Origin of the sequence: Moraxella caviae (assembly GCF_002014985.1) — a bacterium.
Classification (GTDB): Bacteria; Pseudomonadota; Gammaproteobacteria; order Pseudomonadales; family Moraxellaceae; genus Moraxella; species Moraxella caviae.
In genome coordinates this window covers 21,939-46,998 of sequence record NZ_MUXU01000004.1, presented here as the reverse complement: position 1 = coordinate 46,998, position 25,060 = coordinate 21,939, and the positions used below count along the sequence as shown (strand labels likewise).

Annotated in this window: 15 protein-coding genes, 1 tRNA gene and 1 pseudogene; 10 read left to right on the top strand and 7 right to left on the bottom strand. The window is 48.6% G+C overall.

The window, feature by feature from the left end:
- Positions 1-1,205: pseudogene (locus tag B0181_RS00450) on the bottom strand (hypothetical protein); the annotation flags it as partial.
- Between the two features lie 51 nt (positions 1,206-1,256).
- Positions 1,257-5,333 carry an ESPR-type extended signal peptide-containing protein gene (locus tag B0181_RS12410; RefSeq protein ID WP_078275532.1) on the bottom strand — a complete coding sequence of 1,359 codons (4,077 nt, stop codon included), beginning with the start codon at positions 5,331-5,333 and terminating at the stop codon, positions 1,257-1,259.
- 700 nt (positions 5,334-6,033) lie between these two features.
- Here B0181_RS12410 and B0181_RS00440 point away from each other — a divergent pair.
- The gene (locus B0181_RS00440) at positions 6,034-6,234 is read left to right on the top strand and encodes a hypothetical protein (RefSeq protein ID WP_078275530.1); all 201 of its coding nucleotides are present in this window, start codon (positions 6,034-6,036) and stop codon (positions 6,232-6,234) included.
- Positions 6,235-6,563: 329 nt separating this feature from the next.
- Entirely contained in the window at positions 6,564-7,274 is a 711-nt protein-coding gene (locus B0181_RS00435) for a MiaE family protein (RefSeq protein WP_078275529.1), read from the top strand.
- A gap of 512 nt (positions 7,275-7,786) precedes the next feature.
- Here the strand turns inward: B0181_RS00435 and B0181_RS00430 are convergent.
- Positions 7,787-7,877 (bottom strand) — tRNA-Ser (locus tag B0181_RS00430).
- A 172-nt stretch (positions 7,878-8,049) separates the two neighbouring features.
- On the bottom strand, positions 8,050-9,402 hold the full coding sequence (locus tag B0181_RS00425; protein ID WP_078275528.1) for an FAD-dependent monooxygenase: 1,353 nt from the start codon (positions 9,400-9,402) through the stop codon (positions 8,050-8,052).
- 391 nt (positions 9,403-9,793) lie between these two features.
- On the opposite strand from B0181_RS00425, the gene B0181_RS00420 reads away from it, so the two are divergent.
- Positions 9,794-10,954: an MFS transporter gene (locus B0181_RS00420; protein WP_078275527.1), complete on the top strand. Its 1,161-nt coding sequence runs from the start codon at positions 9,794-9,796 to the stop codon at positions 10,952-10,954.
- Positions 10,955-11,246: 292 nt separating this feature from the next.
- On the opposite strand, the gene B0181_RS00415 is transcribed toward B0181_RS00420, so the two are convergent.
- Entirely contained in the window at positions 11,247-11,540 is a 294-nt protein-coding gene (locus B0181_RS00415; protein ID WP_078275526.1) for a hypothetical protein, read from the bottom strand.
- Positions 11,541-12,171: 631 nt separating this feature from the next.
- Here B0181_RS00415 and B0181_RS00410 point away from each other — a divergent pair.
- Positions 12,172-13,884 (top strand): NAD+ synthase, encoded by a 1,713-nt coding sequence (locus B0181_RS00410; protein WP_078275525.1) that lies wholly within the window; start codon positions 12,172-12,174, stop codon positions 13,882-13,884.
- A 442-nt stretch (positions 13,885-14,326) separates the two neighbouring features.
- Here B0181_RS00410 and B0181_RS00405 read toward each other — a convergent pair whose 3' ends face one another.
- Complete coding sequence (locus tag B0181_RS00405) at positions 14,327-15,064, bottom strand: YggS family pyridoxal phosphate-dependent enzyme (protein WP_078275524.1); 738 nt, start codon at positions 15,062-15,064, stop codon at positions 14,327-14,329.
- Positions 15,065-15,311: 247 nt separating this feature from the next.
- Here B0181_RS00405 and B0181_RS00400 point away from each other — a divergent pair, with 247 nt between their 5' ends.
- From B0181_RS00400 to B0181_RS00380, 5 genes are all read left to right on the top strand, one after another.
- Positions 15,312-16,343 (top strand): type IV pilus twitching motility protein PilT, encoded by a 1,032-nt coding sequence (locus B0181_RS00400; RefSeq protein WP_078275523.1) that lies wholly within the window; start codon positions 15,312-15,314, stop codon positions 16,341-16,343.
- 125 nt (positions 16,344-16,468) lie between these two features.
- Positions 16,469-17,755 carry a tRNA nucleotidyltransferase/poly(A) polymerase-related protein gene (locus B0181_RS00395; RefSeq protein ID WP_078275522.1) on the top strand — a complete coding sequence of 429 codons (1,287 nt, stop codon included), beginning with the start codon at positions 16,469-16,471 and terminating at the stop codon, positions 17,753-17,755.
- Between the two features lie 209 nt (positions 17,756-17,964).
- Positions 17,965-18,753 (top strand): pteridine reductase, encoded by a 789-nt coding sequence (locus B0181_RS00390; RefSeq protein WP_078275521.1) that lies wholly within the window; start codon positions 17,965-17,967, stop codon positions 18,751-18,753.
- Positions 18,754-19,146: 393 nt separating this feature from the next.
- A complete protein-coding gene (locus tag B0181_RS00385; RefSeq protein WP_078275520.1) occupies positions 19,147-20,532 on the top strand; it encodes an APC family permease in 1,386 nt (461 codons plus the stop codon).
- A gap of 185 nt (positions 20,533-20,717) precedes the next feature.
- A complete protein-coding gene (locus tag B0181_RS00380) occupies positions 20,718-21,275 on the top strand; it encodes a DUF2799 domain-containing protein (protein ID WP_078275519.1) in 558 nt (185 codons plus the stop codon).
- A 250-nt stretch (positions 21,276-21,525) separates the two neighbouring features.
- Here B0181_RS00380 and metE read toward each other — a convergent pair whose 3' ends face one another.
- Positions 21,526-23,847, bottom strand: a complete 2,322-nt coding sequence (metE, locus tag B0181_RS00375; protein WP_078275518.1) for a 5-methyltetrahydropteroyltriglutamate--homocysteine S-methyltransferase — start codon at positions 23,845-23,847, stop codon at positions 21,526-21,528.
- 264 nt (positions 23,848-24,111) lie between these two features.
- Between metE and blaOXA the strand changes: the two genes are divergently transcribed.
- Complete coding sequence (blaOXA, locus tag B0181_RS00370) at positions 24,112-25,005, top strand: class D beta-lactamase (RefSeq protein WP_158078912.1); 894 nt, start codon at positions 24,112-24,114, stop codon at positions 25,003-25,005.
- Positions 25,006-25,060: the final 55 nt, after the last annotated feature.

Here is a 25,060-nt window from a genome sequence, read left to right as displayed (position 1 = left end):
GTGGTCAACGTATTTGGATCGAAGTTTACGTTGTAAGCTACGTCTGTTGAAGTACCATCACCATTTGGTGTTGCTACTGCAGTAGTTACGTTACCGTTCACGAAGTTCACAGTGTCGTAAGGCTTCACGAAGTCAACTGAGTTGCCGTTGTTTTGTAGGTTCCAGCCAGAGTTTAGAATGTCGCCTACAGTTGCTGCAGCCGTTAGATTCAAGTTCGATGGCAAGTTCATGCCCATGGTTACAGTTTTACCATCTGGGTTGTACTCATCGTTGTTGAACGTTGGAGTTAGGTTGCCCGGCAAGTTGGTGATAGGCTTACCGCCCATGTTGATACCGCCTACACCGATGTTGATTACTGGAGTTTCGCCAACATTGATGGTAGTGAAGTGTACGGTTTCGCCAGTTGCGAAGGTTACTTTACCGTTCGCTTCTTGCTTCACGGTCAAGTTTTTGCCCGCTACTAGGTCTACGGTATCACCCGGGTTGATCGTCTCATCATCGCCAGAGATTTTCTTGCCTTCTGCCGCTGAAGTGGTCAAGGTGAAGCCAGAGTTATTGATCGCATTGATGGTGTCGTTTGCGGTCAATACCATAGTATCGCCACCAGTGGTCAGATTTAGCTTACCGCCAGTTACGCTCGGCGCTTCTGATTTTGGTACGTCTACAGTATAAGTAGTAACACCGTCTTTAGTCTCAGACGTTACGTTCGCCAAGCCTGTACCAACTACGTTTGGAGCAACCGCAGTTAGCTTGCCATCTACAATCTTAACCGTCTCATCGTCCACATTCACATCAAAGGTGATTTGTGCGTTCTTATCTGTGCCTGTTGCTGGGATAAAACGAGCCGTTGTACCTAAACCGTTAGCAAAATGTACAGTAGTATCATCTTTACCGATAGTTTCAACTTGAGTACCGTTTACATAAGTGGTAAATGGAGAGGCTTTAGTGTCAATTTCAGTTTTCAGCTTATCAGCTACCAAATACAACTGCGAGCCGTTGATGGCGTCTGTAGAGAAAGCGTCGATGAGACCTGCGGCAACGTGCTGAACACGGCGAGGGTCGGTTGAAGTACCCATAGATACCACAGAGCTTGCATTTCGACCTGCAAAGCCTGAGTAAGTCACACCGTTTACGGTGGCTGAGCTTACTCTGCCTGTACCGCCAGTGTGAGCACCTGATGCTACGGTTTGAGAGTTGTTACCCAAAGCAACCGAGTTATCGATATTCGCTACAGAATCACGACCGATGGCAATAGATTAGCTCGCCTGAGCCTGAGCGCTATCACCGATGGCGATAGCGCGTTTGTTGCTTGCTGCCGCTTCGGCACCGATGGCAACCGATTGCTCGCCAGTCGCTGCCGCTTTCTGACCAATGGCAACGCCCGACGCACCGGTAACCTGTGCTTTAGTACCGATAGCAACCGCGTCTTCAGCACCTACAATGTTTGCCGACTTGCCCACAACAACGTTACTCTCGGCGTTTGTCAGTGCGTCTTTACCAATAACGATGTTTGTTGCATTAGAGGTTGACGAGCTTTGTGCCTTCGTACCAATGACGATACTGTCAGAACCGCCAGCAGATTTAGCATTGATACCGATGGCAATGTCATTCTTACCCAATGCACCGCCTTTGGCGTTGTAAGCACCTTTGTTGGTGGCTGGGTCGCCTGCCGGCTGACCTTCGCTGCCGTCGTTAACGTGGGTGTAGCTTTCTACTGGTGCACCGCCTTCAGGTAGCGTGGCGCTTACAGTATAAGTTACTACGCCAGTCGCATTTGCTTTTGATGGTGTTACGGTGATGTTATCACCTGCTTTCACCACAGGCATGGCTTCCATCACTGCTTTGGTTGCAGTGTAAAGCTGTGAGCCGTTGATGGCGTCTGTAGAACGTGGACCAATCAAGCCAGCCGCTACGTTTTGGATACGGCGTTCTGCGCCAGCTGCACCCACAGACACTGCACCTACCGCGCTTGCGCCTTCAAAATCACCATAAGTAAGATTGAATGATTCGCCTCTGCTTAGGTTAATGCCGTTGATGGTGGCTTCTTTTACTGTGCCAAATGCACCGCCAGTTTCACTGGTGTTTCCAGTTGCTGAGTTCAGGGCTGCATTTTTAATGCCTGTGCTGGTGAACGTGCCATCTTTGCCTTTTGCTTGTACCCATGGGTCAAAGTCGTCTGCAGTGGTGTTTTGGTTAGTGGTTACGGTGCTGTCATTACCTAGGTATACTGAGTTGGCTACGCTGTCGCTCAGTTTTTGCATGCTTGCGTTCAAGCCTGTGGTATTGACACCATTACCAATGATAAACGTACCTTTGGTATTAACGTGGTTACGGCTACCTACAATAGCTGAGCCAGTGGCTGAGCTGGTATTGGCAATAACGGCATCACGAGCGGCTTTACCGTTAGCATCGTAAGTGGTCGTACCACCAAATTGGTTGTTCGCACCAAAGCCGTATGCACCGTCTGTGTTGTAAGCGACGATGTTGTCGTTACCCACGGTGTATGAGTTGGTACCGCGAATGGTAGAAGGGTCACCGATGGCACCGGAGAAGTCGCCTTCAACCACGTTGGCATAGCCGATAGCAATGGTTTGGTTGCCCTTCGCCATTGCTTCTGAGCCGATGGCAAGTGAGATGTTACCCACGGCTTGAGCTTTGTTCCCGATGGCGACGGTTTCGATGATGGTCTTATCGCCTTTCACACCCGATACGGTGTTTTCACCCATTGCCAAACCTGCTTTGGAGTAGGTACGGCTGTCGTGACCGAAGGCAATCGCACCGTCTGTGTTGCCGGTGGCTGTCAGTGTTGTATCGTTGACATTCAGTGCATTTCGTACTGTTCTGCCGTTTTCTACACGCGCGCCGGAGCCGAAGGCAATCGCCCCTTCACCTTGAGAGAGGGTTTGCTCTTTACGCACTGAGTACAAATTGTTGGCGGTGTTGGTGGTAATCTTTTCAGATGCCATACCCACACCGAAGGCGATACCGTCTTTATCTTCTGCTTGGGCTTGGGCACCAAAGGCGATAGAGCCTGCAGCCAATGCTGCTGATGCCACACCTGATGCCATTGCGTTGTTTTTCAACGCCGCTGCTTGGCGACCCATCGCCATTGCACCATAGCCACCTGCCATTGCGTTGTTACCCACGGCAACAGAAGAGTTGCCCAATGCCGATGCCATTGAGCCCACGGCAACCGCCAAGCCGAAACCTTCGCCCGGGTTGCCATACAAGCCCGGAATACGGCCTGCCGTTGCATTTGAGCCGATGGCGATAGAGCCTGTGGTAGCAGTTGCGTCAGAACCCAATACCGTTGCACGGGCAAAGGCTTCGTTAGGGTTATAGTCGTGGTTTTGGATACCCAACTCTTCGTTCATCGAAGGAGGTCCGTTTCTACCAATCGTAGCTTGATTATAATGAGCTGCATTAGAGTTTGTCAGCTCACTAGCACTATAGCCTTCTGGTGCGGCTGCACTCTTGGTGCTTTGCTTGGTGCGGTTGTAAATATTGGTTGCTCTGCCAGAGGCACCATCAACTGCGGTCGCGATCGCATCGCCCCAAGAGGCGTTGCCCGGGGTTTGCAATGAGAACGAGCCTACGTTTACACGGTCAACCGCCGTAGCACGCGTACCGATGGCAATCACGTCTCTATTGTGTGCAGAGGCAGCCCGTTCAGCCGTTGTCGCACCGGCAAGTCTGTCTGAAACCGTGTTCAGACCAGCTTGGGCGTCTGTACCGATGGCGATAGAGTTGCTGCTTGCACCGCCGTTATAGCCTGCGGTGTGTGCCCCCATACCCATTGCGATGTCGCCAAGGTTGGTCGCACCGCCGCCTTCGTGGTACAAGCCTCTGTTTTGTTTGTAGTTGTAGTAGAGTTTTTTGGCTTTTTCAAAGGTAGCAACTTCTTTCGGCGTGCTGGTCGGCATTGCCAAAATGTCTGCTTCGGATTTCAAATAGTAGTTATTGCCTGATTTATTGAAAATCAGAGCATTAAGTGCTTCGCCTTCTGCTGTGCCGCTTCGGTCGATTGGAGACGCACTCTCGCCATCGTTAACGTGGGTGTAATTCGGCTTGGTTTTCGCTGCCAGCATATAAAGCTGCGAGCCGTTTACCGCATCGGTAGAAGTCGCAGAGATTAAGCCTGCTGATACGTTTTGCAGACGGCGGCTGACGAGGATTTCTTTCTTATTGCCTTGCTCATCAGTGATGGTTTGCTTACCGCCCACAGACACCACAGAAATCGGCGTACCGCCTTCAAATTCGTGCGTAGTACCGCCTACCCAGCCTTCGTAATCCACGCCGTTGATTTCTACGCTGTCGTAGGTGGTGGTACCGGCGGTGTTGTCGGTTCTTTCAGCGGTAACGATGGAGTATGAACCTAGAGCTACTGAGTTTGGCACGTCTGCGACGCTGAATTGACCTAGTGCGGTTGCACCAGCAGCGGTTGCATCAGATGCGTTACCCAAAGCGGTCGCACCTACATTGTTTGCCAACGAGCCTGAACCTACAGCAGTCGCACGCCAGGCACTGGCTTTTGCCGCACCACCGATTGCGGTTGTGCGGTCACCCGTTGCACTGGCGTGACCACCGATGGCAGATGCCCAATAGCCGTCTGCTTTTGATGATGAACCTGCTGCAATGGCGTGTGACTCATCTGTGTTGTCTACATCACGCAACTGAACGCCGTCGTCGCGGAATTTTTTATCGGAATCGTTGCTTGCAACGGCTCTATAACCCAATGCGGTTGAGTATTTGCCTGTGCCGTCTTCACTACCTGCTGTCGTAGCGTCAGAACCGATGGCAACGGAGTTTGAAGAAAGCGAGAAAGTGCTTTCACCGATGGCGGTAGATTGGTAGCCAGCAGCAGTTGTGCCGTCTGCACCGATAGCAGTTGCACCATTAGCACTTGCCGTAGTTTGCACACCGATAGCAGCCGCTTGCTGACCGGTGGCATTCGCTTGCTTACCAATGGCTACCGCACCGGATTCGTTTTCTGCACTCGCTACAGAGTCAGAACCTAGTGCATAAGTGTACGCACCTTCAGCCGTTGCACGACCGATGGCGATGCTGTATGGGTGGGTAGCAGTTGCTACGCTGTTGCCGTCATTATAGGTATAAGCGATACCATCTTGACCCGGCGATTCTACCATTGGAGCAGCTAGTGCTTGTGAGCTGGTGATGATGGCACCAGCTGCCGCCACAGATAGCGTTACCGTCTTGGCTACGCTGCCTGTGGTGGTTTTGCTGCTCGTCTTGCCCTGCGATTTACCAAGCTCTGATACAGCTTGGAACACGCCCAACGAGCGGTTAAATATGACTTTATAGACTTTATTCATAATATACCTATGATTTACTTATGGGCGCACTGCGCGTCATAAGGTCTGGTTTATGGAAAAAATCCTGAAACATAAGGCGTACTTACTGTTGCGCACCTTATGGGGGGGGGGTACGCCGCCCAAAATTTTGGCATTTGCCCTGCTCACTAGGTGAGCTTTTTTTGGGCGAGCGAAAGGCACTTACATTTCAAGATACGTATATTTTAAACCTTTCGCAAATTTTTCTCTAGTGGGTTTTTAGAGTTTTGTATAGTTGTTTTGTAACCGAGTGTAGTAAGTGAACACTTGTTAGGCGTGGCGTGGCTTTCAAAGGGATTTTTCGCGCCAAAATTGGACGATTTTTGAGCAATTTTCGGTGGGTTTTGTAGTGTTTTGTATGCGGTTTGTGGTGGTTTTATTGATTGGTTTTGTTTTATAAATCGTGGGGTTTGATAGATTTAATTGATTATGTGGTGGTGTTGGTGGGTATTGGGTGTGGGTGGTTTTTGGGTGAGTTTTTTAAATCACGAAAGTTTTTATCACAAGATATTGAGATGATTTTAAAACGGTAAAAAATGGTGCGAGATGGCGTGGCGTGTGATGTTGCACGGTGGTAGATTTTCACTTATAATGACGGCATGACCGCTGATTATGGGTGCGTATATGGACATCAGAAACATCGAATTGGAAAAACTCAGCGATGACGAATTACATAAAACTTATGCTAGACATCACCAAATTACAGCATGATATAGAGCTCAGCCGACAAACCGTAGAAGCCACACGCCAATCCGTGAACGAAAGCTACGCCACCGTAGAAAAAATGCGCAAGGAAACGGCTTGGTTTCCATATTTGCAAATCATCACCACCCTTGCGACAGGTTCGGTGATTGCGTATTTGCTGGGTAAGTTTATTGGGTGAAAACAGCTTGCCTTTTGAAAAGCTGGGTTGTGCTTGGTGATGGTTTTTCGGTTTTTTGGCACGCCCTGCCGTTCGCCCTGAGCTTGTCGAAGGGTCGAACTGGTGGAAGGCTTGAACCTAAAACCGTCCATGATTTTTATTTTACCGTTCGCCCTGAGCTTGTCGAAGGGTGAACTGGTGGGAATTTCAACCCCAAAACCGCCCATGGTTCGACAAGCTCACCACGAACGGTTTTTAAATCACGAACGGATTTTTGGACGGTTTTTTACCATAAACAGCATTTGAACAATTTCACCCATATTCTTAAATCCCAACCAATGAACAACACCATGAATAATCATACTTTTGACACCGATACCATCGCCCCAGAAGACGATTTGCAGCACATCACCACGCGCGCTCGTGCGACTACGGACATCAGCCACATTCACGAATTTTTGGGCGCGCGCACGTCCGATGAATGGCTAGCCGCCGCCAAACAAAGCCTGCCGCTACTCATGCAAGACCACGCCAACTGTGAGAAAAAAGCAGCTGGCACGGCGATGAACCTAATTTTCCGCTACGAATTTCACCGTGATTTGCAAGAGCGCCTAGCTCAGCTGGTGCGTGAAGAAATGCTGCATTATGAGCAGGTGCTAAGCCTAATGAAAGAGCGTGGCATTGCGTGGTCGCATCTGCCAGCAGGACGCTACGCCAAGGGCTTGCTCAAGCACAAACGCACTTGGGAGCCAGCTGGCATGGTGGACGTGCTGATTATTGGGGCGTTTATTGAAGCACGTTCGTGTGAGCGTTTTTCGGCATTGGCGGACGTGATTGATGATGAGAAATTGGCACGTTATTATAAATATCTGCTAAAATCTGAATCACGTCATTATGAAGATTATTTGGCGTTGGCACGCTCGGTAACAGATGAAGACATCGATGAGCGTGTGGCGTTTTTCCGCGCGGTGGAAGCAGAGCTGATCGATTCGCCTGATGATGAGCTGCGTTTTCACAGCGGCGTGCCAAGTGCCGAGCTGCAAGCAAAGATTGCTGCGTAGTGGTTTTTTAATTTTTCGTTTGTTTTGAGTTTATGCGCCCTACCGTTCGCCTTGAGTTTGTTGAGGGGTTTTTATTTTCCCGTTCGCCCTGAGCCTGTCGAAGGGTGAACGTGGCAAGGTTTTTTGGTAAAGGATTGAACCCAAAAAAACCGTCATGGTTCGACAAGCTCACCACGAACGGTTTTTTGGATGGTTTTTACCACGAGCGGATTTTTGAGTTCGTCAAGAACGGTTTTTAAAATTACGAGCGGTTTTTCGGTTTTTTAATAAATCTTTCCGTTCGCCCTGAGCTTGTCGAAGGGTCGAACTTGAGAAAGGCTTGAACCTAAAACCGTCCATGGTTCGACAAAGCTCACCACGAACGGTTTTTTAAATCACGAGCGGTTTTTGGTATTTTCACCACGAACAATTTTTTGAACGGTTTTTTATCACAAGCGGTTTTTAACCCACCCAAAACAAAAAACCAACCACCGATGGTGATTGGTTCTTGCTTTCTGTGATAGAAAAAATAATGGCGGAAGCTGAGAGATTCGAACTCTCGGTGGGCTACAAACCCACGCCGGTTTTCAAGACCGGTGCATTCAACCGCTCTGCCAAGCTTCCGTAGGCGTGTATTATATATGGTTTTGGTAAAATTGCAAGGGGTTTTGAGTATAAAATCGTCAAATTTTATAAAAACACACCCAATTTCTTAAATTTCACCAAAAATTTTATCGGCAACGCCTTATTTGTCAAGCATTTATCAACCGTTTATCAAAAACTTATCAAGCACTTATCAAGATTTTAGCCCCATCGCATAAGCCGCCACCATAGGCTTGATGCCCGGAATTTTATCAAAGGCAATGAGGCCGACATTGCGCGCGAATTTCATCACAGGGTTTTTGCTGGTAAAGCTGCCCACCACCGTATCACAAAATTTAATCACACGCTGCTGATCTTTTTGGCGTGCCTGCTCGTACGCACGCAGTTTTTGATAATCGCCCAAATCCGCCGTCTTTCCCGCTGCTTGCGCTTGGCGTTTTTCGTGCGCCAGCATTGCCGCCAGCGTATCAGCGTCTCTTAGGCATAGGTTAAACCCTTGCCCTGCCACAGGGTGCAAGGTGTGCGCCGCATTACCCATCACCACACAGCGGCCGACCACTTGTCTGTCCGCTAAAATTTTCGTCAATGGATACGCGCCACGTCTGCCCGCCTGCACAAAACGCCCTGCGTCATCGCCAAATACCTGCTGCAGTGTCGCCAAGAAAAATTCATCGTCCTGCAAATAGCGTGCTTCTTCGCCTTTTGGGCAAATGAACACCACCGAGCGGCGAAATCCTGCCGTGCTGTCGTCCGCCCCATCGCCACGCCCATCGGTGAGCGGCAATACCGCAAGCGGCCCAACTTCAGAAAATTTCTCAATGCCGATGTGTTGGTGCGGCTTGTCGGTCTGCACCACGCCCACGATGCCCACTTGATTATAATCGTGTGTACTTGTGCCAATGCCAAGCAGCGCACGGCTTGGCGACTGACTGCCATCGCACGCCACCACCAAAGGCGCACTCAGCACAAAAGCTCTGCCTGCTTGCTCTACGCTGACGCTTGCTGATGTGGCGTCTTGGGTGATGTTCACCACTTTTGCGTCATCGTGCAGCGTGATGTGAGCGTTCGCCTTGGCGGCAAGTAAAAGCTGTCTGCCAAGCCACGCATTTTCCATCACCTGCCCAAAGCTCTCCACGCCTTCTGCCTTTTTATCCAGCACCGCACGCCCAAAGCTGCCAAGCTCGCTGATATGCACGCTGTCAATACGGCAAGCATGACTTTGCAAACTTTGCCACAACCCAATGCGCTCATAAATCTGTACCGTGCGTCTTGACAGTGCCGTATTGCGGCTGTCCAGATATTGCGTGCGTGCCGTGTCGTCATCAGGGCTGATGGTCGGATACACGCTTTGCTCCACCAGCACGCTGTCAATGCCGTGATGCGCCAAAAGCAGCGCAAAAGATAAACCCACATGACCGCCACCAATAATCACCACGCCATCAAGGTGCTTGGCGGTTTGGGTTGTGGCTGGATTTGTGGCTGAATTTGTGGTTTGAGCAGTGTCGCTTAAAACGTTGGCGGTAGCGGTAGGATTATGCGTTGTCATGGCGATTTTTGGATAATTTGAATAATTTTAATAAAAAGTTTTGACTAATTCGGTAGAAAATTTGGCTGATTGTGTAAATTGGTTGTTTTGGCTTATTAAATTGGCAGATTGGCAAAAATACAAGATTTCGTCCAGCTTGTATAAATTATTATTTAAAGAACACTCAATTATACCAAAACCACAGCGCAATCAACTTTCATCGTCAAATATTGTAACATAACGCACGGTACAATACGCAATTCATCGGTGCTTTTTGACAAACTTTTTGCTACAATGACAACCATTCACAAGCGTAATAGCATCATTTTGTTGTATTATTGCTTTGGGCATTGAATTATTATTTAATGCTGGCAATGCCACCGTCAAGCCGCCATCTTAATGAAACTCAGCCATGAAACCTGCCGCCCCCACCTTGATTGAAAAATTCACCGTCGCTATGATTGGCTTTTTTGCCTTTTTGCAGGTGTATTCTGTGCAAGCGATTTTGCCCGTGCTGATGACGGATTTGCGTGCCAGTGCGGTGGCGGTTGGCGTGGCAGTGGGCGCAACGGTGATGGCAATCGCCCTGACTTCACCTTTTATGGGTATGCTCTCAGACGCTTTTGGGCGTAAGCGTTTTATCGTCGGTTCGCTTTTGCTGCTCGCCATTCCTACAGGTATGATTGGCATCAGTCAGACGGTGGATTCGCTCACTTTTTGGCGGTTTTTACAAGGGCTTGCCGTGCCGGGCATTACGGTGGTGCTGATTGCTTACATTTCTGAAGAATATCCTGAGCAAATGGCGCAGATGATGAGTTTGTATGTGTCTGGCACGGTGCTGGGCGGCTTTAGTGGGCGGTTTTTTGCAGGGCATTTGCATGAATTGCTCGGCTGGCGCATGGGTTATGGCATTATGGCGATTTGTACGCTGATTGGTGCGTTTTGGGCGCTCAAAATGCTGCCAAAATCCACACGTTTTATCCGCAGTGCCAACGCCAAAACTGCGCTTAGCCTGCTGCATTCGCACACTAAAAACCGCCATGTGCTAAGCGCTTGCTTGCTTGGCGGCTGCGTGCTGTTTAGTTTGGTGGGCTGTTTTACGTTCATCAATCTGCATTTGGCGGACGCACCTTATCATCTGAACGCTTCGCACTTGGCGAATATTTTTGCGCTGTATTTGATTGGCATGGTCATCACGCCACTGTCAGGCCGTGTCATTGCACGCATTGGCATGACCAAAACCATCATTTTGGCGGTCAGTTGCTCACTCATTGGCGTGCTGATTACGCTGGCTGCGCCTTTGCCTGTAATCATCATTGGACTAACCATCATGTCATCTGGCGTGTTCATCACTCAGTCCGCCACCATCAGCTACATCGGCAGCCACGTCAAAGAAGGCCGCTCGCTGGCTTCTGGGCTGTATTATTTTGGCTATTATGGTGGTGGCAGTATCGGTGCGTGGGCGTGCGCCATTGCCTACAGTCATGGCGGCTGGGGCATGACAGTGGCAAGCATCGTTGGCGTGCAGATTTTGGCATTGGCGGTGGTGATGGGTTTGATGAAAAAGGCGTGATTTTAATATACTTTGCCGTTCGCCTTGAATTTGTCAAAGAGTTTTTGATTTTTTCCGCTCTCTCTGAGTTTGTTGAAGGGTTTTTAATTTCCCGTTCGCCCTGAGCCTGTCGAAGGGTCGAACTGGTAGAGATTTTGACCTGTTGAAAAATTAAAAACCGTCATGGTTCGACAAGCTCACCACGAACGGATTTTTAAATTACAAACGGATTTTTTGGACGATTTTTACCACGAAAGTTTTTTAAGTTCGCCACGAACGGATTTTTGGGCTACGAACAGATTTTATCCCCTACTTATCCCTTTTCTCCACGCTCGGCAAAAAACCCCTGCCGATGCTCATCGTTACAAAAAAACAGCTCATTGGCGGTGTCTGGTGTGTCGTCCGTCTTTTTTGTTACTTCCACGCCATCAACGAGTAAAATCCCCCGATAAGTCGCCAACTCATGCCCACAATGCGCACAGCGTCTAAGACTTGTGTCATCGCCTGCCTGTGCAAAAAATGCCTTGGGCGGCTTGGGATACATGAATTTAAAAAACACTTTCATCACAATCAAAATGATAATGACGTTAATAATAAAAGCAAACATACGAACCTTTCAACCTTAAACCAAATCAAAACCAATTTACCACAAAATCAGCCCACCACTATACCAAAAATACACCCAAAAACAAAGCATGAAATAAATTTCAAAGCCCATAAAAACGTGCTATACTAACGGTGCCTAAGCGTGTCTTGACATAAATCACAAGGGATTGGGGTTTGTATACACCCTACCGTTTGCCTTGAGTTTGTCAAAGGGTGGACATAGTGGGTATTTTAGTCTAAAAAACCGCCCGTGATTTTTATTTCCCGTTCGCCCTGAGCTTGTCGAAGGGTGGACGTGGCGCGGTTTTTGATGAAGGCTTAAACCCAAAAAAACCGCCATGGTTCGACAAGCTCACCACGAACGGTTTTTTTAAATCACGAACGGATTTTTGGGTTCGTCAAGAATGGTTTTTAAAATCACAAGCGGTTTTTTGGTTTTTTAATAAATCTTTCCGTTCGCCCTGAGCTTGTCGAAGGGTGAACTTAAGAAAACCGAAGACTTTTTACATTAGGCAAATCGCACAAATTTTACAAATTTTTACACCAACCAAATCAACGGCACACAAGACGTGCGCCAGCTTGCTTGGCAAATCACACCAAATCAAGCATTACATCATTTTAGGATAACAACAATGTCAAAAAACAAAACCGACTATGAAGCCATGAATCAAAACAGCACCGATAACACGGCCTACCAACTAAACACGGCAGCTTTAGGCAATGGCGCAATTACCTTTGCCATCATGCAGACCAATTTTTGGGTGGGCGACATCGCAGGCAACGTCAAAAAAATGCGTGCTTTGGCACTGGACGCCAAGGACAAAGGCGCGGATATTGTCATTTTCCCAGAGCTATCGCTCATCGGCTATCCGCCAGAAGATTTACTGCTGCGCCCTACGCTTGCCGAGCGTGTCAAAAACGCCATGAACGAGCTGGCGCAGATCGAAGGCATCGTCATTATTTTGGGCTATCCGCACATTGACCATCACGGCACGTTCAACTCCGCTGCCATCTTGCAAGGCGGCGCACAAAAAGGCTTTTATCATAAGCAGCATTTGCCAAATTATGGCATTTTTGACGAACGCCGCTACTTTGCCAAAGGGCGCAATCATGTCTTGTTTGACTATAAAGGCGTAACCATTGGGCTTTTGATTTGTGAAGACATTTGGCATGACGCACCGATTAAGGCGCTTAAAGACGAAGGCGCGGATTTGGTGGTGGTGCTGAACGCTTCACCATTTGAAATCGGCAAACAAGCTCAGCGTAAAGAGCTGCTAAACAGCCAAGCCAAAAAGCACGAACTGCCCATCATCTATGCCAATACTGTAGGCGCACAAGATGACATCGTCTTTGATGGCGGCTCGCTCATCATGCAGGCAGACGGGCAAATCGCCCACGAAGGCGCACGCTTTTTAAATCAGCTGATTATGGCGCAGTTTGACGCGGCTGCCAAGCGCTTTGACACCCAAGCCAAGCCGCCTTTGGCACTGTCTGAAGAATCTGAAATGTATCAAGCCTTGGTCGTGGGACTGCGTGATTATGTGAATCGCTCAGGCTTTAAAGGCGTGATTGTGGGGCTGTCTGGCGGTATTGACAGCGCGCTGACGCTGTGCATTGCGGTGGACGCATTGGGCGCAGATAAGGTCTATGCAGTGATGATGCCATATGAATACACGTCAAACATCAGCCTAGAAGACGCCGCCGCTCAAGCCGCGCGCCTAAACGTGTCTTATACCGTCTGCCCAATTCATGATGCGGTGGGCGGCCTACGCAGTACGCTGGCACCGCTGTTTGTGGGCGAGGCGAACGGCACGACTGAAGAAAACTTGCAGGCACGCGCTCGTGGCACGATTTTGATGGCACTGTCAAACACTTATGGGCATATGGTCATCAGCACCAGCAACAAATCTGAAAACGCAGTCGGCTACTCCACGCTGTATGGCGACATGGTGGGCGGATTTGATGTGCTAAAAGACGTGTACAAAACGGACGTGTACCGCCTAGCCAACTACCGCAACCGCCTAGAGGATAACCCTGTCATTCCAGAGCGTGTCATCACGCGTGCGCCATCGGCTGAGCTGCGCGCGGATCAAACCGACCAAGACAGCCTGCCTGATTATGACACGCTGGACGCCATCTTAAAAATGTACATTGATGAAGATTTGGGCTATAAGGCGATTTGTGCGGCTGGCTTTGAGCCTGCGCTGGTGGAGCGTGTGCTAAGTCTGGTGGATCGTGCGGAGCATAAACGCCGCCAAGGTGCAATCGGCACAAAAATCACCAAAAAATCCTTTGGTCGTGAACGCCGCTATCCTTTGGTAAACGGCTGGGCGATTAAGGGCTAAGCTGCTTATCATTTGCCATTTGCGCAAATTTAGCCATTCATACAAACAAAACCCAAATGCCGATGGTGTTTGGGTTTTGTTTTGGATGGGGGGGTTTTGTTTGTCTTGAGCTTGCGCCCTGCCGTTCGCCTTAAATTTGTTGGTAACTTTCCGTTCGCCCTGAGCTTGTCGAAGGGTGAACTGGTGGAGGTTTTGACCTGTTAAAAGATTAAAAAAAACCGCCCATGGTTCGACAGGCTCACCACGAACGGTTTTTTCAAATCACGAACGGTTTTTTCAACGGTTTTTAAAATTACGAACGGTTTTTGAACGGTTTGTAAGTTGGGTTGAGCTTGCGAAAACCCAACGTTTTTGAGCTTAGTTTGTCTTATAAAATGTTGGGTTACGCTGACGCCAACCCAACTTACAATCGCCCTAAATCCAACTTACGATACACCACCACTCACGCATAATCCCTTGCCCCAAAAATTGCCGTGCCGATACGCACCATCGTTGAGCCGTGCGCCACCGCCTGCGCCATATCGCCGCTCATGCCCATAGACAGCGTGTCCCACTGCGGCAAATCAAAACGTGCGCGCACTTCATCAAACAGTGCCTGCGTGCGCACAAACGCATCCGAACCTGCCTTATCAGGAATAATCATCAGCCCACGCAAGCACAGATTTGGCAACTGCGCCACTTCGTCCACCAGCGCAAACAGCTCATCTGGCAGCACGCCAGATTTACTCGCTTCATCGTCAATGTTTAGCTGAATCAGCACATTTAAAGGCGGCACGCTTGGATTTTGGCGGCAAATCTCGCCACGCTGCTCGCTCAATCTTTTGGCAATCAAGCCGCGCTCAAGCGTATGCACCCAGTCAAAATGCGCCGCAATGTCTTTGGTTTTGTTGCGCTGAATGCTGCCAATATAATGCCAAACGATGGGCAAATCAGCAAGCAGTGCCTGTTTTGCCAATGCTTCTTGCAGATAATTTTCCCCAAAATCCACCTGCCCCGCCTGCCAAAGCGCACGCAGCATGGCAGCGGGCTTGGTTTTTGATACCGCAAGCAATGCCGCACCATTTTGCGCACGCCCAGCCGCTTCGTTGCACTTGGCAAGCTCATCAAGCACGGCTTGATAATTGGCGAGTAGCTGTGATTTTTCGGTGTCGTTTAACGGTGAATTTGCACTGTCTGGCATGATAAAAACCTTTTATAATAAGAAATTACGCTTAGTTTAGCACATTTTAGCGCAATCTTTTAAGCGGTTTTGGTGATTGGTTTTGCGATTGACAACCTACTTAACAACCAACCGCTTCAACAAACCAAAAACCAACCCACAGCACATGACACGCCCAAATCAGCCCAACAAAATTTCACCCAAGCCCTTTTCACCCACCAAAAAACGTGCTTTAATACATAAACGCCCATCATCAAGGTGAGTTAAAATGACCACGCCAACGCTTGCTGATTTTTTGCGCTACACCACGCGCCACTTGGCTTCTGACACGCATTTGTCGGCTGGTATGCCCGTTGCCATGCGTGTGGACGGCAAACTTGTGTATTGCGATTTGCCGCCTTTAACCGCAGGCGATTTATGGGCAATATTAAGCGCGCATCTGAACACGCAGCAGCAAGACGAATTGCACCGCCAAAAATCGCTGGATTTTGCACTGGAATTGGCGGGCGTGGGCAGATTTCGTGCCAATATTTTTTGGCAAAATCGTGGTGTGGCGGCAGTTTTTCGCCACATTAAAAAAGAAGTGCCAAGCCTAGAAACGCTTAATCTTAATGACAACATCCGCCAAAAACTTGCCGAACTTAGCACGCTAAAACAAGGACTTGTGCTGGTTACAGGTGCGACAGGCTCAGGCAAATCCACCACGCTGGCAGCGATGATTGATCACATCAATCGCACTCGCCAAGCGCACATCATCACCATTGAAGACCCCATTGAATTTGTGCATACGCCCAAATCCGCCTTGGTGCATCAGCGTGAATTACACACCGACACGCCAAGTTTTGAGCTGGCATTAAAAGCGGCGCTGCGTGAAGATCCTGACGTGATTTTGGTGGGCGAGCTGCGTGATTTAGAAAGCATTCGCCTTGCGCTGAGTGCCGCTGAGACGGGGCATTTGGTGCTTGCCACGCTGCACACCATGAACGCCGCCAAGACGATTGACCGCATTATTGATGTCTTTGGCGAGCATGACAAGGCGATGATTCGTGCCATGCTGTCTGAGTCTTTGCAAGCCGTCATCAGTCAGACGCTGCTGCCGCAAATTGGCGGTGGGCGTGTGGCGGCGCACGAGCTGCTCATTGCCACGCCTGCGGTGCGCCATTTGATTCGTGAAAATAAACTTGCTCAAATCCAATCCACCATGCAAACAGGCGCAAATGACGGCATGATTACCCTATCATCAAGCCTAGAAACGCTCATCAAGGCGGGTAAAATAAGCGCGGACGATGCCAAACTTTAATTTACAATTCTCTTAAAACTTTGACTTAAAACTTGATTTTAAATTCTGGCTTTGGCTTTAAATTTCAACTTTAAAATTCAGCCGAAAATAACAAAAATACAATTAAATCAATCATTTAAAAATCCATGCAAACGCTCAACGTATATTTGGTCGGCGGCGCAGTCCGAGACGCTTTATTAAACTTACCCATCAAGGATAAAGATTTTGTGGTCGTGGGTGCGACTCAAAGCACCATGCTGGACGCAGGATTCACCCAAGTGGGCGCAGATTTTCCTGTGTTTTTACACCCAAAAAGCCATCACGAATACGCCTTGGCGCGCCTTGAGCGCAAGACTGGTAAGGGCTATCAAGGCTTTAGCGTGGACACCGCTGGCGTGTCCTTAGAAGATGACTTGCTGCGCCGTGATTTGACGATTAACGCCATGGCGATTCAGGTTGTAGGTTTGTTTGACGATACGCCTGTGGGCGCGGTGATTGACCCTTATGGCGGACAGCAGGATTTGGCGGATAAGCTGCTGCGCCACATTTCACCTGCCTTTGCCGAAGACCCTTTGCGTGTGCTGCGTGTGGCGCGGTTTTATGCGCGGTTTTATGCGCAAGGTTTTCACGTCCATACAGACACCGCGCGCCTGATGCAAGCCATCGCAGACAGCGGCGAACTTCACCATCTAAGCCGTGAGCGCATTTGGACAGAAAGCGTCAAGGCGCTGGGTGAGACGCACGCTTTTGCGTATTTTGAGCTGCTGGACGATTTGGGGATTTTGGTGAAAATCCTGCCAGATTTGGCATTGGCGTGGCAAAATCGCACTCTGCGCACACGCACTTTTCAAGCATTATCAAGGGCTTGTACCACCAAAAACAGCGAAAGCCATCAAGAAAAATTCGCCATCGCTATCAAATTTGCCCTACTTATTTCGGCATTTTTACCAACTCATGCGCCAAGCGGCACGGCAAATGTCGCAGCAAACACCACCTTGGCACGCACCTTTGACGCACTCATGCCGCCCAATGCCGTAAAGACGCTTGCCTCGCTGTTTTTGGCGCATTATCACACCGTGAGCGGTATTATCACAGGGTTGTCATTGTGCGATACTGGCAAGTCTGACGATACGGCCAGCGGCAGATTTATTGATGGCAAAACTTTGCTCGCCTTGCTTGAACACACCAAAGCACACAAAGATTGCGCCATGATTTTTGCTTTGATTGACGCAGTTTGCCATTTGAACGACACGCACGCCGCCGACCAGCACGCCTGCCAAGATTTCATCAGCCATGCCATCGCCGCCTATCACAGCGTTGGCATTGCCCAAGTGGATAAAACTTTAACAGGTAAAGCCATCGGTGATGAATTGGCGCGTTTGCGTTTGGTGGCATTGGACGCATTGATTGATATGGCTTGTAAGTTGGGCTAGTGAAGCACAGCCCAACGGTTTTAGGTATGCTCTTGAATTTGTTGGGTTTTTGCAAGCTCAACCCAACTTACCTATCGTCTTTTAATCCAAATCACAAATCGGATTAGATGGTAGGTTGAGTTAGCGGTAACGCAACCCAACGTTTTAAAGGCAGCTTGATAAAACAAAACCCAGCTTAAAACAACTTTTTAAAAACAAACCACAAACCCATGAAAACACACACCGCAAAGCACGCACCCATCGCCCTAATCACAGGCGGCGCAAAACGCATTGGCAAAGCCATCTGCACCGCCTTGCACAGCGCAGGCTGGCACGTCATCATTCATTGCCATAAATCCACCCAAGAAGCGCACGCCCTAGCAGACACGCTAAACCACGCACGCCCAAATTCAGCAAGCGTCATCTGCGCTGCGCTTGACGTGGTGAATGACACACACGCTTTAGATGAATTTTGTGCGCAGGCGCTGGCACAATTTGGCGGCTTGGATTTGCTTGTGCATAATGCGTCCAGCTTTTATGCGTCTGACTTGCACGCTGACACAGCGCAGACGCTGCTTAATCACTGGGACGATTTATTCTTGACCAACGCCAAAGCGCCGCTGCTGCTAAGCCACACCTTAAAAGACGCACTGAGTGCAAATCATGGTGCGATTGTCAGCATTTTAGACATTCACGCCAAGGATAAGCCCTTTGTCGGCTATCCGATTTATAACATGGCAAAGGCAGCGCATTTGATGATGGTGCAGTCTTTGGCGCTTGAATTTGCGCCTGCTGTGCGGGTCAATGGCGTCGCCCCCGGAGTGAATATTTTTCCTGAAAACAGCAGCGAATTGGACGCTCACACCCAAAAAACACTCACCGATTCTGTGCCATTAGGCGGTGTTGGTACGCCCCAAGACATCGCTAATGCAGTGGTCTTTTTGGCAAGTGCGCCTTATATCACAGGGCAGATTTTGGCGGTAGATGGCGGACGCAGCCTGACGCTCAAAGGCGGCTAACCCACGCCAACAAAAACAATTATCCAAGCCAATCCCTACCGCCACACGTTACCAAACCACCAAAGTTACAAAAATATTGCGCAAAGCTGCACAAATCTTGTGAAATTTTGCGCTTATGTATTGGCTTTGCTACAATTTATTGATATAATAAGCGACTAAATCCCAAAAATTGCTCACTGCGCTTTTGGGTTTTTCTTTTGCTTGTTATTTTTGTAAACATTCATTCGTATTCGTAATTTTGGAGTTGATAGCATAATCAAATCTCAAACACGCCCGCTAACAGATTTTAATCCCTAGTGAATTATCTGCCAAAAGTAAGTTTGATAACGGTATTAAGCACCCCAACGCCTTTTCTCTTTTTTGCGTTTACGCACGCTTTTGGAGGACTCTACGTTGAGTACACCTATTACTGCTCAAGCTGCCAAATTGCAGCGAAATCTCGGACTTTGGCACGTCATCATCATCGGTTTGGCGTACATTCAACCCATGACCCTGCTTGACACATTCGGCATGGTTTCTCGCGACAGTGGCGGTCATGTGCCGATGTCGTACATCTTTGCTTTGATTGCGATTTTGCTGACGTCTATCAGCTATGGACACATGATCAGAGCCTATCCATCATCAGGTTCTGCCTACACTTATACCCAAAAATCCATCAATCCATCTATGGGCTTTATGGTTGGCTGGTCTAGCTGGCTTGACTATTTGCTGTCGCCTTTGGTGAACATCATCTTGGCGGTGATTTACCTTGAAGCACTGTTCCCAACGGTCAATCACTGGGTATGGGTCATCGGTTTGACTGCCTTTATGACAGGCATTAACCTATTTGGCTCAAAAGTGGTCGCCTATTTTAACAGCTGGATTGTGTTTGTGCAGCTTTTGGTGATTGCGGTGTTCACTTATCTGGTGTACAGCAAGCTACAAATGGGTACTTATGCCGATAGTACATTGGTAGAAAACGCTTATGAGCTGTGGAGCTTAAAGCCGTTTTGGGACGACATGACTTCGGTCGCGGCATTGATTACTGGTGCAACCATCTTGTGCTTCTCGTTCACAGGATTTGACGCACTATCAACCCTAGCAGAAGAAACCAAAGATGCGAAAAACACCCTGCCAAAAGCGATGATTCTTACCACACTGATTGCAGGCTTGGTGTTCATCATCAGCACCTACTTCATGCAGACGTTCTTCCCATCAGACCCAAGCATTTACTTCCAGCTGGTTGATGAAACACAGCCAGAAATCCTAATGTTGGTGGGCGGTTCACTGTTCCAAGCAATCGTGCTGGGCTTTGCGATTGTAACCGTGATGGCATCTGGTATTTCAGCACACGCAGGCGTATCTCGCTTGATGTATGTGATGGGTCGTGATGGCGTGATTGGCAAAAACTTCTTTGGTAAAATCCACCCAAAACTATTCACGCCAGTAAACAACATCTTAGTCGCTGGCGCAGTGGCATTGACCGCAGGCTTCATCAGCCTTGAAAGCGTGGTAAACCTAATCAGCTTTGGTGCATTGACAGCATTTAGCTTTGTGAACATCTCAGTAATTTTCCGTTACGCAATTCGCGATAAGATGGTGAATAACTTCAAGCAGATTTTCAACTACGTCATCGTGCCGATTTTGGGCTTCGCCAGCGTATTCTTGATGTGGCTAAAAGTGGACGGACTGACCTTTAAAGTTGGTCTGTTCTGGGCGGCCATCGGCTTTGTGTGGCTTGGCATTAAGACAGGCGGCTTTAAAAAGCCAGTACCACAATATAAAGAAGAAGACGTGTAATCCACGCTTGTTCTGTGACGAAACCCTGCCTTGTGCGGGGTTTTGTTTTGCCGTTTTTAGCTCACCAAACCCAAATCTGACAACAAATCCCAACAAAATACTTTTTTCAAATGCCTAAAATCGTGCTATGATAAATCCAAAATCACACAAATTTATCCAGCCATCATCTTTATCCAGCCATCATCATGACCAGTAAATTTTCATCACATAATCAATCCGCACTTTTGGCAAAATCTTGCACCAATTCACCAAAAATCCTACTTGCTGCTGCATTTGGCGTGCTGACTTTGGCAGGCTGCGCCACCACGTCCGCACCACGCATCAGCAGTACAGATTGCCCAAGTCTAAACTGGCAAACGCTTGGCGAAGCAGACGGCGCGGTAGGACACAGCGCTCAGCGCATTTTACACTATCAAAAGCTCTGCGCTAGCACAGACATCACCCCCAACCGCGCCGAATGGGAAGCAGGCAGACAAAAAGGACTGACCCAATATTGCACCAAAGAAACCGCCTACAACCTTGGGCGCATGGGACGTGAATTGACAGGCGTGTGCGAGCAAAATCTGGACGAGCTGCACCACGCCAACATGATGGGGCTTGAGCAGTACGAAATGGGCGAGCGACTCAGACGCTTTGATTATCCATATTATCCTTATGGCTCTATGTATCGCAATCCATTTTGGCATGACCCATGGTTTGCGCCTGTGCCGTATTATGCGCCCTTTTATGCGCCAAGACGCTAAAAAAAATGCGAAATTTGGTTTAAACTTGCCGACTGGTTTGCGGCTTGTAAGTTGGATTTGGTAAACTTCGTAAATTGGTTTGCGGTTCGTAAGTTGATTTGCGGTTTGCAAATTGGATTTAGCGAAGTTCGTAAGTTGGGTTGCGCTTCACTAACCCAGCCTACATTCCCAGCCCAAAATCCCAACAAAAATCAAAAAGTCAAAAAACCGCTGCAATCAAACAGCGGTTTTTCATTGACGATAAAAACGATTACGAATACAGCTGACGCACCGCTTTAGTCATGCTCACCATATTAGCCAGTGCGGCGATGGTTTCTTCCCAGCCACGCGTTTTTAATCCGCAGTCAGGGTTAATCCACAGTCTTTCCACAGGCACATATTTCACCGCTTCATCAATCACCACTTGCATATCGTTTGCCGATGGTGTGCGTGGGCTGTGAATGTCATACACACCGGGGCCGATGGCGTTATGATAGCCATTGCCCTTAAAAGCGTCCAACAGCTGCAAGCCAGAACGTGCCGTCTCAATGGTAATCACGTCTGCGTCCATCGCGCTGATGTGCGCCAAGCAATCATGGAACGATGAATAGCACATGTGCGTATGAATTTGCGTGTCCTTGTGGGCAATGCTGCAAGAATGCTTGAACGCTGCCACCGCCTGCTGCCAATAATGCGCTTGGTCGGCGGTTTTGAGCGGCAAGCCTTCACGAAACGCAGGCTCGTCAATCTGAACGATGGCAATGCCAGCGTCTTGCAAATCGCTCACTTCTTGGTTGATGGCTTCGGCAATTTGTAAGCGCAAAACATCACGGCTTGCGGCATCACTTGGCGCAAACGACCAGTTCAAAATCGTTACAGGCCCAGTCAGCATACCTTTCATTGGCTTGTCCGTCAGGCTTTGGGCGTACACCGTCCAATCCACCGTCATTGCCTTAGGACGGCTGATGTCGCCCACCACAATCGGCGGACGCACACAGCGCGTGCCATAGCTTTGCACCCAGCCGTTTGCTGACAGCCAAAAACCGTCCATATATTTGGCAAAATATTCCACCATGTCCGTGCGCTCAGCTTCGCCATGCACCAGCACGTCAATGCCCAGCTTTTCTTGCTCGTCCACCGCCTTTTGGATTTCTGCTTTCATGGCGCGCTCATAAGCTGCATCGTCAATCACGCCCTTATTCCAATCACTGCGTGCCTTGCGAATTTGGTCAGTTTGCGGAAATGAACCGATGGTGGTCGTTGGCAATAATGGCAAATTCAGCCGCTCGTTTTGCTTGGCATAGCGCTCAGCAAACTCGCCTGCACGCACTTTGGCAGTGTCTGCCAGCGGTGTCAGCTTAATCTGGCTTGCCGTGTCATCAGGCGCAATTTCCCCTGTGGCAAGGCGTGCGCACAGCGCCACTTCGCTTAATTTTTGCTTGGCAAAAGCAAGTTTGCCGTGCAATGCGCTTGGCAAGGTTTCATGCGCCAAATCCACAGGCAAATGCAAAAGGCTAGAACCAGACCCCACCCACAAACGCTCGCCTAAGCGTTCATAAGCCGCCGTCAGCACATCGCTTGCCGCCACTTGGTCGGTCGTCCACACACTGCGGCCGTCCACCACGCCAATGGATAAAATCTTATGCGTGGGCAACTGGTCAATCACTTGTGCGGCATACTGCTTAGGCGATTTGGCGCGCGTAATGTCAATGTGAATGCCAGAAACAGGCAAATTCACCGCCACGTTACAATTATTGCCCAGCGTGTCAAAATAGCTCGCCACAATCAGCTTTGGCGGTGTGCGCTGCAAGCCATTATAAGCACGCTCAAAGGCTTGCTGCCAGTGGTTTGGCAAATCCAGCGACAAAATCGGCTCGTCAAGCTGCACCCATTCCACGCCCTGCTCGCCAAGCTGCGCCAACAAATCAGCATACACAGGCAAAATCTTATCCAAAAGCGCCAATTTATCATCGTCATTTGCACTCACGTCTGCACTTGCGCCATGCCCACAGCCACAGCCTGCCGAATGCGCTTGCTCATTTGTTTTAATGCTTGATAAATACAAAAAGCTCAGCGGCCCAACCAGCACCACTTTGAGCGGATTTTGCGCACCACGCTTGGCAATGATGGCTTTGGCGTCCGCCACTTGCTTAAAAATTTGGCTAAAATCTGTATTACTAAAGTCTTGATTTTTATCAAGTTCTGGCACTAGGTAATGATAATTGGTGTCAAACCACTTCGTCATTTGCCAAGCCGCAGTGTCGGCAAGCTGCCCTGTGTGATCACGCCCACGCGCAAAATAAAACTGACGGTCAAAGGTATCTAATTTTTCCGCGCCAGCAAATCGCTTAGGAAGCACCCCAAAAGCAACCGCCTGCGTCAGCACCAAATCATAATGCGCAAAATCACCTGTGGTGATAACAGACAGCCCAGCGTTCAGCTGCTCGGCGATGTTATCATCAAATACCGCTTGCAATGCCGCCTGCGTGTCTGCCTTGCTCGCCTTGCCTTTCCAGTATTTTTCCAGCGCAAATTTACTTTGGCGTTTGTCGCCAATTCGTGGATAGCCCAAAATATGAGAGGTGAGCGTCATAAAATCTCCTTAAATGTTTGTCATGCGATACGGCTTGGCTTGCGGTCAGCTGTACAATGAACAACCATGCCAGCAAGTTTTCGCCTTTTAAGTTTAAAATTATTCATCATATTTAAATTTTGATGAATAATTTTTATGTTGTATATCATAACCGAAAATCATCATGAATAAAAATCAAGTTTCTCAAAATAAGATGAAAATTTTTATAACTGTAAATAATTTTATGTTATAATGAAAATTGCTCAATTTATTGGAGTTTTTATCATGAAATTAACACAATTTGCATTCTTGGCAACGCTTGCCAGCACGCTCATCGCCTGCCATACTTCCACACAAGACAAGATGACGCATACTTATAAGGCATTAACAAACCAAGCTGTCGCACCTCATCTCGCGCTAGATTTAGGCAACAGCGAACATCAACAACACATTGCGCAGCTATTTGACGAACTACACACCAAAGGCGTGCTGGTGATTTATGACGGTAAACACACTCACGCCTACGGCAACGCCTTGCAAAGAGCAGACACTTACTACTCTCCTGCTTCCACCTTTAAAATTGCCAACGCCATCATCGCCATTGAGCAGGGTGTTACCAACCCAAACGAAGTATTTATTTGGCATGGTGAAAAACGTGCCTTGAAAGACTGGGAGCGTGATTTAACCTTGAGTGAAGCCATGCGTGTGTCTGCCGTACCTGTATATCAGCAGATTGCTCGCCGAGTTGGGCTTGATGCCATGCGCCAGCAACTTACGCGTTTAAATTATGGCAATGGCAAAATTGGTAACGCAGTTGATGAGTTTTGGCTCAATGGAGAGCTGCAAATCACACCCAAAGAACAAGTCAAATTTGTCCACGCCCTTGCCACTAATGAGCTTGCCGTCTCTGACAGCACTCAAGCTGCCGTGCGTGCCATGCTGTATGATACCGCCATCAATCAAACTCACATCTATGGCAAAACTGGCCTGAGTGCAGGCGCATACCCCAAAACAGGCTGGCTGGCGGGCTTTGCCATCATGCCAAATGCACAAGTTGTTTCTTATGCACTCAATATGCAAATCCATGAAAACACACCACTTTCTGCACGCAAACAACTGGTGCATGATGACTTAGAGCAACTTGGTGTGGTTTTAAAAGACAACGCTTCAAACCCATAAATCCAAACCAATCTCACCCAAAATTATCCACCAAGCCATCATGCTAAAAGTTAGG

Excerpts from the sequence above, each read along its gene's own strand:
- B0181_RS00425 (WP_078275528.1), bottom strand. The coding sequence starts at position 9,402 with ATGACAACGCATAATCCTACCGCTACCGCCAACGTTTTAAGCGACACT.
- B0181_RS00380 (WP_078275519.1), top strand. The coding sequence starts at position 20,718 with ATGACCAGTAAATTTTCATCACATAATCAATCCGCACTTTTGGCAAAA.
- B0181_RS00435 (WP_078275529.1), top strand. The coding sequence starts at position 6,564 with ATGAATAATCATACTTTTGACACCGATACCATCGCCCCAGAAGACGAT.
- B0181_RS00400 (WP_078275523.1), top strand. The coding sequence starts at position 15,312 with ATGACCACGCCAACGCTTGCTGATTTTTTGCGCTACACCACGCGCCAC.
- B0181_RS00420 (WP_078275527.1), top strand. The coding sequence starts at position 9,794 with ATGAAACCTGCCGCCCCCACCTTGATTGAAAAATTCACCGTCGCTATG.
- B0181_RS00410 (WP_078275525.1), top strand. The coding sequence starts at position 12,172 with ATGTCAAAAAACAAAACCGACTATGAAGCCATGAATCAAAACAGCACC.
- B0181_RS00440 (WP_078275530.1), top strand. The coding sequence starts at position 6,034 with ATGCTAGACATCACCAAATTACAGCATGATATAGAGCTCAGCCGACAA.
- B0181_RS00405 (WP_078275524.1), bottom strand. The coding sequence starts at position 15,064 with ATGCCAGACAGTGCAAATTCACCGTTAAACGACACCGAAAAATCACAG.
- blaOXA (WP_158078912.1), top strand. The coding sequence starts at position 24,112 with ATGAAATTAACACAATTTGCATTCTTGGCAACGCTTGCCAGCACGCTC.
- B0181_RS12410 (WP_078275532.1), bottom strand. The coding sequence starts at position 5,333 with ATGAATAAAGTCTATAAAGTCATATTTAACCGCTCGTTGGGCGTGTTC.
- B0181_RS00390 (WP_078275521.1), top strand. The coding sequence starts at position 17,965 with ATGAAAACACACACCGCAAAGCACGCACCCATCGCCCTAATCACAGGC.
- metE (WP_078275518.1), bottom strand. The coding sequence starts at position 23,847 with ATGACGCTCACCTCTCATATTTTGGGCTATCCACGAATTGGCGACAAA.
- B0181_RS00415 (WP_078275526.1), bottom strand. The coding sequence starts at position 11,540 with ATGTTTGCTTTTATTATTAACGTCATTATCATTTTGATTGTGATGAAA.
- B0181_RS00395 (WP_078275522.1), top strand. The coding sequence starts at position 16,469 with ATGCAAACGCTCAACGTATATTTGGTCGGCGGCGCAGTCCGAGACGCT.